11 protein-coding genes are annotated in these 16247 nt (G+C 68.1%); 4 read left to right on the forward strand and 7 right to left on the reverse strand.

The annotated features are described in order from the left end of the window. Nucleotides 1-115: 115 nt before the first annotated feature. On the reverse strand, nucleotides 116-1099 hold the full coding sequence (locus ACZ1DY_RS26140) for a LysR family transcriptional regulator (protein ID WP_034316722.1): 984 nt from the start codon (nucleotides 1097-1099) through the stop codon (nucleotides 116-118). A 161-nt stretch (nucleotides 1100-1260) separates the two neighbouring features. Here ACZ1DY_RS26140 and ACZ1DY_RS26145 point away from each other — a divergent pair, with 161 nt between their 5' ends. Then, nucleotides 1261-2571, forward strand: coding sequence for a hypothetical protein (locus tag ACZ1DY_RS26145; RefSeq protein WP_465481180.1), 1311 nt, complete (start codon nucleotides 1261-1263; stop codon nucleotides 2569-2571). A gap of 83 nt (nucleotides 2572-2654) precedes the next feature. Next, nucleotides 2655-2969 carry a hypothetical protein gene (locus ACZ1DY_RS26150; RefSeq protein WP_257485997.1) on the forward strand — a complete coding sequence of 105 codons (315 nt, stop codon included), beginning with the start codon at nucleotides 2655-2657 and terminating at the stop codon, nucleotides 2967-2969. 131 nt (nucleotides 2970-3100) lie between these two features. Here the strand turns inward: ACZ1DY_RS26150 and ACZ1DY_RS26155 are convergent, their stop codons facing one another. From ACZ1DY_RS26155 to ACZ1DY_RS26170, 4 genes are all read right to left on the reverse strand, one after another. Beyond that, a complete protein-coding gene (locus tag ACZ1DY_RS26155) occupies nucleotides 3101-4288 on the reverse strand; it encodes a cation:proton antiporter (RefSeq protein WP_465481181.1) in 1188 nt (395 codons plus the stop codon). A gap of 91 nt (nucleotides 4289-4379) precedes the next feature. Continuing rightward, the gene (secD, locus tag ACZ1DY_RS26160; protein ID WP_257485995.1) at nucleotides 4380-6650 is read right to left on the reverse strand and encodes a protein translocase subunit SecD; all 2271 of its coding nucleotides are present in this window, start codon (nucleotides 6648-6650) and stop codon (nucleotides 4380-4382) included. Between the two features lie 55 nt (nucleotides 6651-6705). Continuing rightward, nucleotides 6706-7092, reverse strand: coding sequence for a hypothetical protein (locus ACZ1DY_RS26165; protein WP_257485994.1), 387 nt, complete (start codon nucleotides 7090-7092; stop codon nucleotides 6706-6708). 30 nt (nucleotides 7093-7122) lie between these two features. Beyond that, complete coding sequence (locus ACZ1DY_RS26170) at nucleotides 7123-7698, reverse strand: TetR/AcrR family transcriptional regulator (RefSeq protein ID WP_465485711.1); 576 nt, start codon at nucleotides 7696-7698, stop codon at nucleotides 7123-7125. An 81-nt stretch (nucleotides 7699-7779) separates the two neighbouring features. Here ACZ1DY_RS26170 and ACZ1DY_RS26175 point away from each other — a divergent pair, with 81 nt between their 5' ends. After that, complete coding sequence (locus ACZ1DY_RS26175; RefSeq protein WP_125682618.1) at nucleotides 7780-8109, forward strand: rhodanese-like domain-containing protein; 330 nt, start codon at nucleotides 7780-7782, stop codon at nucleotides 8107-8109. Here ACZ1DY_RS26175 and ACZ1DY_RS26180 read toward each other — a convergent pair. Beyond that, nucleotides 8100-8750 carry a maleylpyruvate isomerase family mycothiol-dependent enzyme gene (locus tag ACZ1DY_RS26180; protein WP_465481182.1) on the reverse strand — a complete coding sequence of 217 codons (651 nt, stop codon included), beginning with the start codon at nucleotides 8748-8750 and terminating at the stop codon, nucleotides 8100-8102. The genes ACZ1DY_RS26175 and ACZ1DY_RS26180 overlap by 10 nt on opposite strands. A gap of 106 nt (nucleotides 8751-8856) precedes the next feature. On the opposite strand from ACZ1DY_RS26180, the gene ACZ1DY_RS26185 reads away from it, so the two are divergent. Continuing rightward, nucleotides 8857-9270 (forward strand): RidA family protein, encoded by a 414-nt coding sequence (locus ACZ1DY_RS26185; RefSeq protein ID WP_257485992.1) that lies wholly within the window; start codon nucleotides 8857-8859, stop codon nucleotides 9268-9270. Nucleotides 9271-9733: 463 nt separating this feature from the next. Here ACZ1DY_RS26185 and ACZ1DY_RS26190 read toward each other — a convergent pair whose 3' ends face one another. Beyond that, nucleotides 9734-16111: a DUF7927 domain-containing protein gene (locus tag ACZ1DY_RS26190; protein ID WP_465481183.1), complete on the reverse strand. Its 6378-nt coding sequence runs from the start codon at nucleotides 16109-16111 to the stop codon at nucleotides 9734-9736. Between the last annotated feature and the right edge of the window lie 136 nt (nucleotides 16112-16247).

Raw genomic sequence — 16247 nt, forward strand, 5'->3', positions numbered from 1 at the left:
CGTTCCGGAAGAAGATCTCGTTCCAGACCGTACGAGGCACCCGCCATGAATGGTACATACCATTTAGGTCATATCCACCCCAGTGGACTGGACCTTTCGACCGCTTCCGCGCAGGTCAGCGCATCCCCGCGTCCGTGTAGTCCACGCCGTACCCCGGGTTCAACTCCAGGTACTTCGAGTAGGTCGGCCGCCGGTCGATCAGCTCGCCGTACACCGCGCGGGACAGGGCGATCATCTCCGCGGCGAAGGGGCCCATCTCCCCCCGCTCCGACCAGCCGACGAGATTCCGCCAGCTCAGCGGATTCCCCGCGATCGGGACCGCGACGATACCGGGGATCTCATGGAACAACGGCTGGCACAGCACCACCGCGTGTCCCGATTCGACCATCTCGATGCAGGTCAGCACGTCGGTTTCGTACAACGAACGCGGCGTGAACCCCGATCTAGCGCACGCGGAGGCGAAACAGTCGCCGAAACAGCCGTCACCCGGCGTCGCGCACCACCGTTCGTTCGCGAGCGCGCCGAGTTCGACCTCGGGCCGCTGCGCGCGCTCGTCCCGCGCCGACATCAGCACGAACACCGGATGATGCGCGAGCGTCCGCCAGCGGAGGCCGGGCTCCGGTGGTGGCGCGGCGTCACCGCAGACGCCGACGAAGGCGAAGTCCAGCGCGCCCTCGGCGGTCATGTCCGCGAGTTTGTTGGCCGACCACGACGTATGCGTGGCGACATGGATGTCGGGATGGGTGGTGCCGAGACGCTGCAGGAGCGCCCCGAGCATCGGCCCCGTCGCCGAACCGAGCCGCAGGGTCACCGGCTCGCCGGTACCGGCGTGCTGGGCGAGCCGTGCCGCCTCGTCGTGCAGCGACGACACGGCGGGGAGCACCATCTTCGCCCTGTCGAGGACGAGGAGGCCGAGCGCGGTCGGCCGGGTGCCCGTGTGGTCGCGCAGGAACAGCTTCCCGCCGAGGGTCCGCTCGATGCGCTTCAGTTGTGCTGTCAGTGCAGGCTGCGCCATTCCGAGCGTGTTCGCCGCCTTGGTGATACTCCCGAGTTCGGCGATCGCGCACATGATGCGCAGGTGGCGCAGTTCCAGCTCCATCCCTCTACGTTAGTAGACATAACTGGACTGGACCAGACAAACGATTGAGCCAAATGGCTTCGTATCGCTTGGTTCGGCGATGCCATCGATGTCAGGAATCCCGGACACGCCAGTGCTCCGGCCGATACTGTCACCACGGAACCGGCGGCGAGGGGAGTTCAGTGGCGGGCGAGCGTGGACGGATCAGGCGGGCGCTGGCGCGCGTGATCACCGACGACAACCTGGATCTGTACGTACTGGGCACCGTCGCACTGGCGTTCACCGTCCTCGGCGCGACCGGGATCTCGGACGTCAAAACGCTTTCGTCCGTGGTGACGGCGCTGCTCGCCCTGCTCGCCTTCTCCCAGATCCGTTCACGACGGCTGACCGAACAGGTCCGGGACGCCAACCGGGGCGGCCCGGCGTCGTTCTTCGAACCGGAATTCCCCGCGGATCTCATCTCCCGGCGTGCGGCGGCGTTCGACATCCTGCTCATCGGCCATTCGATGACCAGGACCGTGCAGGGTATGCGCGGTGACATCCGGTCGATCCTCGAATCGGGCGGACGGATCCGGGTGCTGGTGCTGGATCCGACCGACGAAGAGCTCGTCGCCATCGCCGATCGCCGGATCTCCCAGAGTCTCGGCCAAGGGCGGCTCCGGCAGCGGATCCTGGCGACGCTGGACGAGTTGACCTCCTTGAAGAGCAGGACCGGCGGCAGACTGGAGATCCGGGTGTCGTCGCGGATCTCGTCCGCGGGCTTCAACTGTCTCGACGTATCGGGCAAACGCGGGCTGATCTGCGTCCAGCACTACGAATACCGGCCGACCGGTGAAGCCGCGCCGGTGTTCACGGTGGAACCGAAGGACGCGCCCTGGTACCGGCACTTCGCCGACGAGTCGGAACGGCTGTGGGAGGACGGCACGCCTTGGCCGCTGTCCCCCGCGGACCGGATCGCCCGGGCGCGCCGTCCCGCGTTCAGCGAGGACTTCGGCCCCGCGCTCGCCGAGGCGATCGACGGCACGAACGAACTCCTGGTCACCGGGATGGCCCGCAACACCCTGGTGAACAACGGTTACGGCAGGCTCGAAGAGCGGTTGCGCGCCGGCGCCAAGATGCGGTTCGTGCTGATCGACCCGCATTCTCCCGCGATCGACACGGCCGCCTCCCGCTACTACGCCGTGCGATCCCCGGAAAGCGCGCGGGAGCGTGTCCTCCACACGCTGCGGGTGCTGGCCGAACTGAAACGCTCGACCGGCGGCGACCTCTCGGTCCGGCTCGTCGCGCATCCCATCGCCACCGGGGTCGTCGCCACCGGTTCGGCACTGTTCGCCGAGTACTACACCTATCAGGCCGCGGGTGAGCCGAAGTTCGTGCTGCAGCCCGCGGACGGCGCGGCGTACCGGACCTTCGCCGGCGAGGCGGAGGCGTTGTGGAACAGCGCGGCACCGCACGAGCTGACCGTGGACGACGTGGAGACCGCGGGCAACTGAGCCGGTAACGGTTCGGGAACGGCGCCCGCCCCGGCCGATTCCACTCTCGTAGAGTGCCTTCTTCCGCGCCCAGGGGAGGGTTCGTGTACATCCACGCCAGACGCCGTTCCATCAGCTTCAGCGGGCGGACGGTCACCATCAAGGCCGCCGTCAAAGGGCTCAACACCAAGAAACACACGTTCACCGTCGAGAAGATCAGCGGGATCACGAACATCCCGCCGACGGCGTTCAAGCCGGGACGACTCGTCTTCGACGTGAAAGGCGCTTCCAAGGCCGTCGTCGAGGACGTTCCGCTGTACGCCGACAAGGTCGACATGAACACCTTCACCTACGGCGGCATGGATTCCAAGCACGTGAAGGAGCTGGAGGCGGCGATCAGGAAGGCGATGAGCGGCTGACCGGGGTCACCCGGCGCCATCATGCGCCGAGGCGCGTCGCGAAAGCCACTTTCGCGACGTCAGATGTCCCGAAAGTGGCTTTCGCGACACCCGTGGCCGGATGACAAGGCGATGAGCGGCTGAACAGCGGGTCAGTGCCTCTTCGACTTGCGGTTCAGGAACGCCGAGGCCCCGACACCGTGCGCGGCGACACTCAGCAGCACGGTCACCGCCATCACGCTCAACGCGACGTCCGCCGCGTCCCCTTCGAGCGAGTTGAAGGCGAGCAGGCCGAACACGATCGACGCCGCGCCGCGGGGGGCCAGCAGGCCGATGGTCATCCGGTCCTTCCACCGGAAATCCGTCCGCAGCAAGGTGAGCAGAACCGGAATCAGCCGCGCGACGGTCAGCGCGACGACGCTGACGAGCACGATGCCCCACGTGAGGCCGAAGGACAGCACCAGCACCGCGGTACTGCCGAAGACGAACCACATCAACAGTCCGCACAAGGAACTGACGTCGTCGGCGAGCCCGAGTTCGTCTTCGCTCGGATGCCGGGCGGTCTTGTAGGCGATCCCGCAGATGAACGCGGCGACGAAGCCGTTGCCGCCGATCGCGACGGCCGCGGTGTAGGTCAGCAGCGGCAAGGCGACGGCCGCGACCCGCGCGGAGTGCCTGGTCGACCAGGCGTGCCTGGCGGTCACGTTCATCGCCACCGCGGCCAGCGCGCCGATGACGGAGCCCGCCAGCACGGCCAGCAACGCCGCCGGGATCGCGGTCTGGAGCGCCTCCCCCGGCGTGTCCGCCTGGTGGTGACTCCCCGCGAGCGTGAGCGCGAAGATGAACACCGGGGCGACGACGCCGTCGTTGTAGCCGCTCTCGACGTTCAGCAGGTGCCGCACGCGTTCGGGCACCCGGACGTCGTGCACCACCGAAGTCGCCGGCGCGAAATCCGTCGGGGCGATGATGCAGGCGATCAGCAGGACCGCCGCCCAGCCGAGGCCCGGCAGCGCCAGGAGGCCGGCCCCCATGACGATCAGGATCGTCAGCGGCAGCGCGATCAGCAGCAGCCGCACCGCGGTCTTGGCGTCGTGCCCGAGATAGCCGCCCTTGACCGCGGTGGCGTCCACGAACAGCAGCAACGCGAGGATCAGTTCCGCCGCGTTGAGCGCGATCTCGGTGTTGAGCCCGTTTCCGAGATCGTTGCGGGTGGTGAACCCGATCGCCAGCCCGGCCGCGACCATCGCCATCGGCGCGGTGATCTGCCACCGCTCCAGCCTGGCCGCCGTCATCGTCCAGGCCAGCACGACGACCGCGCCGACGAGCACGCTCTGGATCATCTTCCCGCCCCTCGTTCCCGGTGGACTCCCCTGCCACCGGGAACGAGTTTAGAGGCCGGGCCGGGTGCGACGGTCCACAAAGGAACGTCGATCACACCACCGCGCCGTTGTCGTCACGCTGTCGCGCGGGCGACGCCTTCCTGGCCGGACGTCCGGCCCCGGGCCACCGCTTGTCGAGCAGGATCGCGACGGGACCGGCAGTGGCCACTGTGGACACTGTGCCCGCGACGAGACCGAGCAGGAGCGCGAGCGCGAAGTCGGCCAGCGATCCGTCCCCGAGGAACAGCAGCGCCCCGAGGACGAACAGCACCCCGATGCCGGTGTTGATCGTCCGCGGCAGCGTCTGCAGGACCGCCGTGCCGACGACCCGCGAGAACGGCTCCTTGCGGCGTTGCCCCCGCACCTCCCGCACCCGGTCGAAGACCACCACCGAGTCGTTGACCGAATAGCCGATCACCGTCAGCAGCGCGGCGAGGAAGACACCGTCCATGGACTTGCCCAGCCAGGCGAAGATCCCGAGGATGATCAGGACGTCCTGCGCGAGCGCGGCCACGGTGGCCACGCCGAGCCGCCAGTCGAACCGCACCGCCAGGTAGATCAGCTGCGCCAGCACCGCGAGGCCGAGTGCGATCATCGCCTTGGTGCGCAGCTCGGCACCGAGGCTCGGGCCGATCTGCTCGTCGCGGATCTCGGTGGCGTCGCCCGCGACCCCGGCGACGGCGGTCCGGATCCGTTCGGTGGCGTCCTCGTCGATCGGTTCAGTGCGGACGGAGATGTCCTTCTCCCCGGACGTCTGCACGACGGCGCGGGGGAATCCGGCGTCGGAGACCGCGTCCCGGACCCGTTCGACGTCGGCGGGCGCCGAGGTGCTGTATTCGACGACCCGGCCACCGGTGAATTCGACGCCGAGGTTCGGCCCCGCCACGAACAGTCCCGCGATCGCGGCGATGACGACCGCGCCGGCGACCATCAGCCAGCGTTTCGGTTTCCCGAGGAACCCGGGGTCGCGGCGGTTCACCCATCGCCGGACGCGGCCTTCGTGGGTGAGCCCGGACCACCGCGGTCTGCGCGCGACCGGACCCCGCATCGTGAGGTGCAGCAACAGACGTGTGAGCACGAGCGAGATGAACAACGCCACGACGACGCCGATGGACAGCGTCACCCCGAATCCGCGCACCGGGCCGGACGCGAGCCAGAACAGCAGGCCCGCCGCGAGCAGAGTGGTCACGTTCGAATCGACGATCGCCGACAACGCCCCGCTGAACCCGCGGCCCACCGACCGCGGCAGTGAACCTCCCCGTTTGACGGAGTGTTCCTCTCTCGCCCGTTCGAAGACGAGCACGGTCGCGTCGACGGCCATGCCGATCGCCAGGACGAACCCGGCGAGCCCCGGCAAGGTCAGCGTCGCGCCGACGGCGAGCAACGCGGCGTAGGAGACGGCGGCGTACGCCACCAGCGCGCCCACGGCGATCAACCCGGCCAGGCGATACACCGCGAGCAGGAACAGCGCGGTCAGCGCCAGGCCGATCACTGCGGCGCGGGCGCTGGCGTCGATGGCGGCGGCACCGAGCGTGGGCCCGACGGTGCGCTGCTCGATGATCTCGACCGGCGTCGGCAGCGCGCCCGCGTTGATCAGCAGCGCCAGATCCTTGGCTTCGGCCGGCGAGAACTGCCCGGTGATCTGCGTGCTCCCGCCGACGATCCCGACCCCGCAGGCGACCTGCGGGCTCACCTGCGGCGACGAGATCACCTTGTCGTCGAGCGCGATCGCCACCCGGCGGGTCGGATCACCCGGCGGTGAGCAGGCCGCCTGCCCGGTCAGCCGCTCCCAGGCACGGCCGGCGTCGCCTTTGAAGTCGACGGAGACCAGCCAGCCGCCGCCTTGTGAGTCGACCGACGAGAGCGCCTCGTCGACGCCTTCGCCGGTCAGCGCGGCGGGCCCCAGGGTGATCGGCTGCCCGCTCTCGTCGTTGAGGACGCGGGAGTCGCCGGACGCGGCGGCGAGTACGGGATGGAAGGACAGTTGCGCGGTGCGGCCGATCACCTCGACGGCCTCGCGCGGATCCCGCACGCCGGGCAGTTCGACGATGATCCGGTTGTCGCCGGAACGGGCCAGCATCGGCTCGGCGACGCCCAGCGCGTCGACCCGCCGTCGCAGCACTTCGAGTGTCCGGTCGGTGGTCTCGGCGTCGGCGGTGACGGTGGGCGAATCCTTGGTCTCCAGCACGATCTGCGTGCCACCACGCAGATCGAGCCCCAGTCTCGGGGCGGTGGTCAGCAACAGGTACACGGTCGCGGCGAGGACGACCAGCGAGACGACGGCTCGCCCGGTCATGCCTCGCCGCGCGGTTTCGCGCGGCACGAAGTTCTCCTTGGTGGTTTCCCGGTCCGGGCACGCGAATACGCGCCCGTCAGCGTCAGACGGCTGCCGGGAAAGGAGGAGCGCGATCCCCCAGCGCGAGGCGGTTCGCAGTGCGCGAGGGAGGGGTGACGTCTTCGTGGAGTTCGCTGAGGCGGAGCAGCGTCGTGGACGCCGGACCGTGCGGGACGGTGCCGAAGAGAGGAAGGTCACCGTGACCGTGCACACCCAGGAGGGCGGGTTCGGCGGCGAGCCTGCCCGCGGCGCGCACCGGCGCGACGGCCTTGGAGACCGAGGAGTCGATCGTCGCGTTCGCCCCGCGCGGTTCGCCCGCCGAAGCGGAACCACCCGAGTGGAGCGCGAAGAGCAGGCCGAGCGCGGTCAGCACGGCGGCGAGCAGTACCGGCACGGCCTGCCCTGCCGTCCTCCGGCTCTCCACCATCATCGACACACTCCCGAGGTCCTCGCCGCCACCCTACTGGGATCCGGCCAGCCGCCACAGGCGCGCGATCCCGGCGCGGACGCGGTCCTCCCCCAGCTCCGGCAGCAACGCGGTCAGATGCTCGGCGGCGAGCGGGGCCAGCAGCGCGTGCGCGGCGTGCTCGGGGTCGGGCGTGCCGTCGAGCAGGATCGCGACGTGCCGGTGCCAGAACCGGTAGGCCCCGATGCGATAACGCGCCCCCAGCGCGGCGGTCTCCGACATCCGTACCAGCGGAAGGTGTTCGAGCACGTAGTCGACGTACGCCTCGGCGAAGGCCACGAGCCGTTCGACCGGCGGAGCGCCGGGCCCCAGCGGGGGCGGGCCGTGCAGGATCCCTTCCTGGAGCAGGCGTTCCCGCGCGTCCAGCAAGGCGACGGCCAATCCTGCCTTGTCACCGAAGCGGCGGAAAAGCGTGCCCTTGCCCACTCCCGCGGCGGCCGCCACCTGATCCATCGACACCGCTTCGACGCCGTGCTCGGTGAACAACGCCGCCGCCGCGTCCAGGATCGCGGCCCGGTTGCGCGCCGCGTCGGCGCGCTCCTTGGGCGGCGGCGTGCGCAGAAGTTCCAGCGAGGTTGCAGAAGCGGACTGCGGTCCGTTATGGTCGTGAGGCACATCCGGACTATAGTCCGATTAACTGGAGGTAGCGACATGACCGCACTCATCACCCGTGACGAACTGAAGGCCGCGATCGACGCCAAGACCGTGACGGTGGTCGACGCACTGGGTGGCGAGTACTACGCCAAGCAGCATCTGCCCGGCGCCGTTCCCCTGGTTCTCGCCGATGTCGACGCGCACGCCGCGACCGTGCTGCCCGATCGTGGCGCCGCCATCGTCACCTACTGCTCGAACCCCGCCTGCCCGAACAGCGGCCAGGTCGCCGACCGGCTCACCGCCCTCGGCTACACCGACGTCCGCAAGTACCGGGAGGGCATCGAGGACTGGGCAGGCGCGGGACTGCCCCTCGAGTCTCAGTCCTGAGAAAGGACGCGTTTCCGCAGGGCCGGGACCCCGTCGCCGTCGAGTTCGTCGAGGTAGGCCGCCCGTCCGGTCATGGCCATGATCAGCGCCAAGGTCGTGCCCGAGACGAGCGGCCCGGCCCCGGTGCCGAAGGGGCCATCGGTGGCTTGCAGCCGGAGCCCGCCGATGCGTCCCTTCGCCACCACCACCATGTCCGAGCCCCGGTAGTACCCGGCCAGCGCGGTGAGGACGTCGATCGGGTGATCGCGGCGGATCCCGAGCGGGCGGCGGATGTCCTCGCCGTGCACGATCGTCTCGCCGAGCATCGCCATCTTCGGCAGGGGCGGTTTCGTCGTGCTGGTGACGACGCCGCGGAACCGCTCCAGCGTCTCGGCGCCGTCGTCCCCCAGCTGCTCGGCCAGGCGCATGGCGACCTGCTTGTCGAAATCCCACCGGCAGCGGATCACGCCCGCCATCCACCGCAGCGGGGTGAGACTCGCGGCCGAGGTCAGATGCGCGAGCACCTCGCGTACCGTCAGCCCCTCGCAGAGCGACGGTGTCCCCCACCGCTCCTCGGTGAGCCCCGCCAGGTCGTCCGCCAGTGCCGCCCGCTCGGCGTGGATCAGCGGCCAGACCTCGGCCTTCGTTCCTGAATCCGGCATCCGGAGTCCTTCCAGTAGTCGTCGTCGAAGGTGAGACTCCCGGCGCGGGGCGGAATCATCGGTACCTTGGAGACGATTTTCCTCAGCGGACGAGAGAAGGGCACCGATGATCCAGCGCTGGAATCCGGAGACCGTGGCGGCGCCGATCGGCCCGTACAGCCATCTGGTCCGCGTTCCCGCCGATCACGAACTGGTCGTCGTGTCCGGTCAGATCGGCGTCGGACCCGACGGCGCGCTCGCCGGACCCGACGCCGAATCCCAGACCCGGGCGTTGCTCGCCAACCTCGAGCGGCTCCTCGAAGCGGCGGGCGCCGGCCCGGAACACCTGGTCAAGGTGTTCAGCATGCTTTCCGGCACCGAGCACCTCGCCGGGTTCCGCACGGCGATGCGCGAGACCTTCACCCGCTGGTACCCGGACGCGGACTGGCCCGCCCAGTCCCTCATCGTGGTGGCGGCGCTGGCGAAGCCCGAACTGGTCGTCGAGGTCGAAGCGCTGATCGCGGTACCGAAGACCGCTTGACGGTCGCTACCGATGTGACATTGGGAACGAGTCGGCGGCGCTGCTGTTTCGCACAGACTGAACGCCCGATTGAGGTAACAGTGTCCGATTTCACCTGAGGTCGTGAGTGGTAAAGAGGGTTAGAACGATCATTGCCACTCACGACCCCCGCGCAAAGCGCTCAAATCGGGCATTGGACGAGCTCCAGCGTCCCTTGTGGACTGTTCAGACCAGGAACAGCCCCACAGGTCGATCTCCGGCTCGCGACACGACATGTTGCCTTGCCGCCCGATAACCCGCATCGCCACTCACGACCCACCCGGGCCGAGCCGGTACTTTCGCGTGACTGAGCGGACGACACACGTGATCAGACGGACGACACGCCCGCGGTCGCGCTCCCACCACGTGTCGTCCATCCAGACACACGTGTCGTCCACCTGATCACAGGTGTCGTCCCTCCGATCACGCGAAATCGCTCGCTGTCCTAGGACTCCCGGCGCCTCCGTCCGGCGAGGAGCAGCAACGCGCCGATGGCCAGCATGCCCAGCGCCAGCACCGTCATCGTCTTCACCGGTGAGCCGGTCACGGCCAGCCCGGGCGGGCGCGGGGTGGTCGGCGGCTGCGGGTTCGGCTTCTCCGGCGGCTGCGGCGCCGGAGGCTCGGGCGGCACCCGGGTGTCGGTCCCGCAGTCCGGGTTGCCCGAACCCGGCGGGCAGTTGCCGCCGGGGGTGTCCGACGTGACGACGTTGCGGAGGCGGTGGTCACCGGTCGCCGGTTTCCGCACGGTGACGGCGTAGGTGACGGTGGCCTTCTCCCCCGGCTTGAGCTCGCCCTTCCACGTGAGCTTCGGCGCGGAGTAGGTCACCGACCCCGTACTGGCCTTCGCCGTACCGTCGAAGGTGGCGTCGTCCAGCACCTGCGTGAGGTCGTCGGTGAACGTCGCGTCGACGGCGGTCTGCCCGGTGTTCTCCACCGTGACGGTGTACGTGACGACTTCGCCCGGTTTCGCCTCCGCTTTGTCGACGGTCTTCTTGATCTTCAGGCTGGACAGCGGCGTCGTCGTCCCGCACTTCGGGTCCTTGCTGCCCGGCGGGCAGTTGCCGCCCGGGGTCTCGGAGGTGACGACGTTGGTCAGCTTGCCGTCGCCGCCGGTCTTGGTCACCTTGACGCTGTAGGTGACCGTCGCCGTCTGCCCGATCTCCAGGTCGCCGGTCCAGGTCAGCTTCGGTTCCGCGTAGGTCACCGAACCGATCGTCGCCGCACCGTCCTTCTGGAACACCGCGTCGTCGAGCACCTCGGTGAGGTCGTCGGTGAACGTCGCACCGGTCAGCTTCGTCTTGCCGGTGTTGCGCACGGTCACCGTGTACTTCACGACGTCGCCCGGGTTCGCCGTGGCCTTGTCGGCCTTCTTCTCCAGTGAGATGCCGGGCACCGGGGTGACGGTCGAGCACGCCGGGTCGTCGGACTGCGGCGGGCAGGTGCCCGGGGTGTTGGTGCTGACGGTGTTCCGCAGTTCGTGATCGCCCGTCACCGGGTTCTTCACCTTCACCGAATACTTCAGCGTGGTCGACGCACCCACCGGGAGATCGCCGGCCCACACCAGGTTCGGCGCGGTGAAGGCGAACTTCCCGGCGACCGGGGCCGCCACGGCGTCGTCGGAGTAGTCGGCGTCGTCGAGCACCTCGGACAGATCGTCCGTGACCCGGGCGGCGTCCTCGCCGACCAGATCGACCTTGCCGGTGTTGGTGACCGTGACGGTGTAGGTGACGACGTCACCGGGGTTCGCGGTCTGCTTGTCCGACGTCTTCTTGACCGTCAGCTCGCGGGACGGCACATCCGCGACGCAGTTCGGGTCGGTCGAATCCGGCGGGCAGTTGTTGCCCGGGGTGTCCGAAGTGACCACATTGGACAGCTTCTTGTCGCCGGGGTTCGGGTTCTTGATCTTGACCGTGTAGGTGACGGTCGAGGTCTGCCCGATCTCCAGCGTGCCGGTCCACGTCAGCTTCGGCGCCGCGTACGTGACCCCGCCGATCGTCGCCGCGCCGTCGTTCTGGTAGTCGGCGTCGTCCAGGACTTCGGTCATGTCGTCGGTGAAGGTGGCGTTGTCCTGCTTCGTCTGCCCGGTGTTGGTGACGGTGATCGTGTACTTCACCGTGTCGCCGGGGTCGACCGACTTCTTGTCGGCGGTCTTCTTGATGAGCAGCCCGGAGACCGGGGTGGTCGTGCCACAGTCCGGATCGGTCGAACCCGGCGGGCAGTTCCCACCCGGGGTCTCCGAAGTGACCACATTGGACAGCTTCTTGTCGCCGTCTCCCGGGTTCTTCACCTGGACCGAGTAGGTCACCGTGGAGGTGGCGCCGATTTCGAGATCGCCGGTCCACGTCAGCTTCGGTGCCGCGTAGGTGACGCCGCCGATCGTCGCCGCACCGTCGTTCCGGTAAACGGCGTCGTCGAGCACCTGGGTCAGGTCGTCGGTGAAGGTGGCGCCGGTCAGCTTCGTCTGACCGGTGTTCTTGACGGTGATCGTGTACTTCACGACGTCACCGGGGTTCGCGGACTGCTTGTCGACCGTCTTCTTGATCTCCAGGCCGGAAATCGGGGTTTCCGTGCCGCAGTCCGGATCCGTGGAGCCCGGCGGGCAGTTGCCACCCGGCGTCTCCGACGTGACCACGTTCTTGAGCCGGTTGTCACCGGTGTTCGGGTTCTTGACCTTCACCGAGTACGTGACCGTCGACGTGGCATCGACTTCCAGATCGCCGGTCCAGGTCAGCTTCGGTGCCGCATAGGTGACCCCGCCGACCGTCGCGGCGCCGTCGTTCTGGTAGTCCGCGTCATCGAGAACCTGCGTGAGATCGTCGGTGAACGTCGCACCGGTCAGCTTCGTCTGACCCGTGTTCTTGACCGTGACCGTGTACTTCACGACGTCACCGGGGTTCGCGGACTGCTTGTCGACCGTCTTCTCGATCAGCAGACCCGACACCGGCGTGGTCGTGCCGCACTTCGGATCCGTCGAACCCGGCGGACAGTTGCCACCCGGCGTCTCCGACGTGACGGTGTTGATGAGTTTCTTGTCGCCGGGGGCCGGATTCTTGACCTTCACCGTGTAGGTCACCACCGACGTGGCACCGATTTCGAGGTCTCCGGTCCAGGTCAGCTTCGGTGCCGCATACGTGACGCCACCGATCGTCGCCGCACCATCGTTCTGGTAGTCAGCGTCGTCGAGCACCTGGGTCAGATCATCGGTGAACGTCGCTCCCGTCAGCTTCGTCTGACCGGTGTTCTTCACCGTGACCGTGTACTTCACGACGTCACCGGGGTTCGCCGACTGCTTGTCAACGCTCTTCTCAATCAGCAAACCGGAAACCGGCGTCGTCGTGCCGCATTTCGGATCCGTCGAACCCGGCGGACAGTTACCGCCCGGAGTCTCCGACGACACGACGTTCCTGAGCACGTTATCGCCATTGTTGGGGTTCTTGACCTTCACCGAGTACGTGACCGTGGAGGTGGCACCGACTTCCAGGTCACCGGTCCACGTCAACTTCGGCGCCGCATAGATGACGCCACCGATCGTCGCCGCACCATCATTCTGATAGTCGGCGTCATCGAGAACCTGCGTCAGATCATCGGTGAACGTCGCACCGGTCAGCTTCGTCTGACCCGTGTTCCGCACGGTCACCGTGTACTTCACGACGTCACCGGGATTAGCCGACTGCTTGTCGACCGACTTCTCGATCGTCAGACCCGACACCGGCGTCGTCGTGCCACACTTCGGATCCGTCGAACCCGGCGGGCAGTTACCACCTGGCGTCTCCGAAGTGACCACATTGGACAGCTTCTTGTCACCGGGGTCGGGGTTCTTGACTTTCACCGAATACGTGACGGTCGACGTGGCACCGACTTCGAGGTCTCCGGTCCAAGTCAGTTTCGGCGCCGCATAGGTGACCCCGCCGATCGTCGCCGCACCATCGTTCTGGTAATCGGCGTCATCGAGGACTTGGGTCAGATCATCGGTGAACGTCGCACCGGAGATCTTCGTCTGACCCGTGTTCCGCACGGTCACCGTGTACTTCACGACATCACCAGGGTTCGCCGACTGCTTGTCCACGGCCTTTTCGATCAGCAGCCCGGAAACCGGCGTCGTGGTCCCACACTTCGGATCCGTCGAACCCGGCGGACAGTTACCGCCCGGAGTCTCCGACGACACCACGTTCCTGAGCACGTTATCGCCGGTGTTCGGATTCTTGACCTTCACCGAGTACGTGACCGTGGAGGTGGCACCGACTTCCAGGTCACCGGTCCACGTCAACTTCGGCGCCGCATAGATGACGCCACCGATCGTCGCCGCACCATCATTCTGATAGTCGGCGTCATCGAGAACCTGCGTCAGATCATCGGTGAACGTCGCACCGGAGATCTTCGTCTGACCCGTGTTCCGCACCGTGACCGTGTACTTCACGACATCACCGGGATTAGCCGACTGCTTGTCCACGGTCTTCTCGATCAGCAGCCCGGAAACCGGCGTCGTCGTGCCGCACTTCGGATCCGTCGAACCCGGCGGGCAATTCCCACCCGGCGTCTCCGACGTGACCACGTTCTTCAGCCGGTTGTCACCAGTGTTCGGGCTCTTGACCTTGACCGTGTAAGTGAACTCCGCGCTCTGCCCCGCGGCGAGCGTGCCCGTCCAGGTCAGCTTCGGCTCCGCGTAGGTCACCGAACCGGGCGACGCGGTGGCGTCGTTCTGGTAGACCGCGTCGTCCAGCACGCCGGTCAGATCGTCGACGACCTTGAGGCCCGCCGCGGTCACCTTTCCGGTGTTGGCGACGATGACCTTGTAGCGCACGACGTCGCCGGGGTTCGCGGATTCCTTGTCCGCGGTCTTCGTCACCGTGTACGACGGCGGCGGCACCTTGGTCTTCGCGCACGCGGCGGCGGGATCGTCCGGGCAGCGGTTGTCCGGTGGGACGACCGGCGGCGGCCCGACCGGGACGTTGGCGCGGTTCACCAGCTCCTTGCCGATGGCGGCCTCTTCGACCTTCACGCGCACCGTCAACGTGGCCGTCTCCCCGACGGCGAGGCCGTTCACTGCCCAGTCGATCGGCCCGGTACCGGACGCGGTGCCCTTCGACGGCGTGGAGGACACGTAGGTCGTCCCCGGCGGCAAGGTGTCGCGCACCGTCAGCGGGGGTACGGGGATCACCCCGGTGTTCCGCAGGGTCACCTGGTAGGTCAGGGTGTCGCCCGGGATCGCCTCGGCGAGGTCGACGGTCTTCGTCAGCTGGTATCCGGGCGAGGTGACCGTGTTCCGCACCGTGTTCGACGTGCGTTCCTGCGGCCGTCCGGTGTCCTCGCCGCGGAAGGTCAGCTTGGCGGTGTTGTCGAGTTTGGTGCCGTCCGGCACGGAGGCACCGACCTTGACCTTGAAGTCGACCTTCTGCGCTTGCCCCGGCCTCAGGTTCCGCAGGTTGCAGGTGACCAGCTGGCCGACGGCCGAACAGTTCGGGTTGGATCCGGCCACGAACGTGACGCCGTCGGGCAGGGTGTCGGTGAGCACCACGTTCGTCGCGGTGTCGAGGTCGGTGACACTGCCGTCGGCGTGCCGGTTGGCGACGTCGAAGCTGTAGGTGACCTCCCCGCCCTTGGTGACGTAGCCAGGCGGGTTGTCGTCGGTATTGCCGACCGGGTCGTTGGCCTTGGTGATCTGGAGGTCGGGTTCGAGCGCGTCGGTGACGAGCCAGATCGTCTGCGGGTACAGCGCGTCGCCGACGGTGCCGATCTTCACCTGGAGCGCGGTGGTCCCCGCGGGGACCTTGCCGGTGATGTCGACGCTGCGGGAGTCGTAGCCGACGTTGTTGACCGGGTTGGGCACGCGCGAACTGACGTTGGTGCCCGAGCCGGTGGCCGTGACCCGGTCGATCCGGCTGCTGAACGCGTTGTTGGTCGCCACGCCGCCCGGCGCGGGCATGGCGATGGTCTGGAGACTGGACGCGTCCGGGCCGACCTGGAGGTAGTCGCCGGTGATGGGCGCGTCGCCGTCACCCGCGACGATGCCGAGTTCGACGTTGGGCTGACGCGAGGTCGGCGCCTTGATGCCGCTCAGCGCGATGGTCGCCGAGCTGGGCGTGGTACCGCCGGCGACCCGCTGCAATCCGTCCCACACCTGCAGGTAGCGCAGCGGCTCGCTGGGCAGCTCGTACGCGACCACCAGAGACCAGCCGCCCCAGCAGCCGAGGTTCGTCCCGCTGATCGACTGGCCCTGACAGGCCTGGATGTCGGCCACCGTGTACTGCCCGGCGCCGGCGCCCTCCACGAGAGACGTGACGTCGGCGGCGCCACCGTAGGCGTACAGGGTCGGGAACCCGCCCGTGGTGGTCGCGGGGAACCAGTCGTAGGTCTCGGCGGTGATCCGCTGGTACGTACCGGAACCCGGGGCCTTCACGGAGACCTGGTTGCCGCGGCTCCCGTCGCCGGAGGTCCCGCTGCTGGCGACCGGGTTGAACTGCCAGTACAGGCGGGCGTTCAGCACCTTCGCACCGGCCGGGACGTTCAGGTCCGCCGCGGAGGCGGTGTTGCCGGGCGCGGCCGGGTCGGTCTTGATCCACGACACCGGGCTCGCGTTGCTCGTGGACTCGTTGCAGACCACGCCGACGCCGCACTGCACGACGGAGTTGGCCGCCATCGTGATACCGCCGTGCGCCAGCCCGGAGTACACCGGTTCCGGCCCGATCGGCCGTTCGGTACCCGCTCCGCGCGGCTGGATCTGGGCGTTCGCGGGCAGCGGCGCACCCATCAGCAAAGCAACGAGCGCCACCGTGAGCACCGCGATGCCCCGGCGCCACCGATTACGCCCCCGACGTTCCGCCATGCCGCCTCCGCCTCACCCCTCGCTCCCGTCGGCCCAGGTCAGGACAGCGGGGACAGCGAGCCCAAGTCGTGGTCATCCTGGGTCGGCTTGATCGTCGAGCACAACCGGGACCGGCGGTGTCGCCTGGATAAAACCC

Source organism: Amycolatopsis sp. PSD-21 (genome assembly GCF_055561455.1).

What these genes read in the sequence shown, in the direction of transcription:
- ACZ1DY_RS26140 (WP_034316722.1), bottom strand. Translation starts at nt 1,099, where the DNA reads ATGGAGCTGGAACTGCGCCACCTGCGCATCATGTGCGCGATCGCCGAA.
- ACZ1DY_RS26155 (WP_465481181.1), bottom strand. Translation starts at nt 4,288, where the DNA reads ATGATCCAGAGCGTGCTCGTCGGCGCGGTCGTCGTGCTGGCCTGGACG.
- ACZ1DY_RS26165 (WP_257485994.1), bottom strand. Translation starts at nt 7,092, where the DNA reads ATGATGGTGGAGAGCCGGAGGACGGCAGGGCAGGCCGTGCCGGTACTG.
- ACZ1DY_RS26175 (WP_125682618.1), top strand. Translation starts at nt 7,780, where the DNA reads ATGACCGCACTCATCACCCGTGACGAACTGAAGGCCGCGATCGACGCC.
- ACZ1DY_RS26180 (WP_465481182.1), bottom strand. Translation starts at nt 8,750, where the DNA reads ATGCCGGATTCAGGAACGAAGGCCGAGGTCTGGCCGCTGATCCACGCC.
- ACZ1DY_RS26185 (WP_257485992.1), top strand. Translation starts at nt 8,857, where the DNA reads ATGATCCAGCGCTGGAATCCGGAGACCGTGGCGGCGCCGATCGGCCCG.
- ACZ1DY_RS26190 (WP_465481183.1), bottom strand. Translation starts at nt 16,111, where the DNA reads ATGGCGGAACGTCGGGGGCGTAATCGGTGGCGCCGGGGCATCGCGGTG.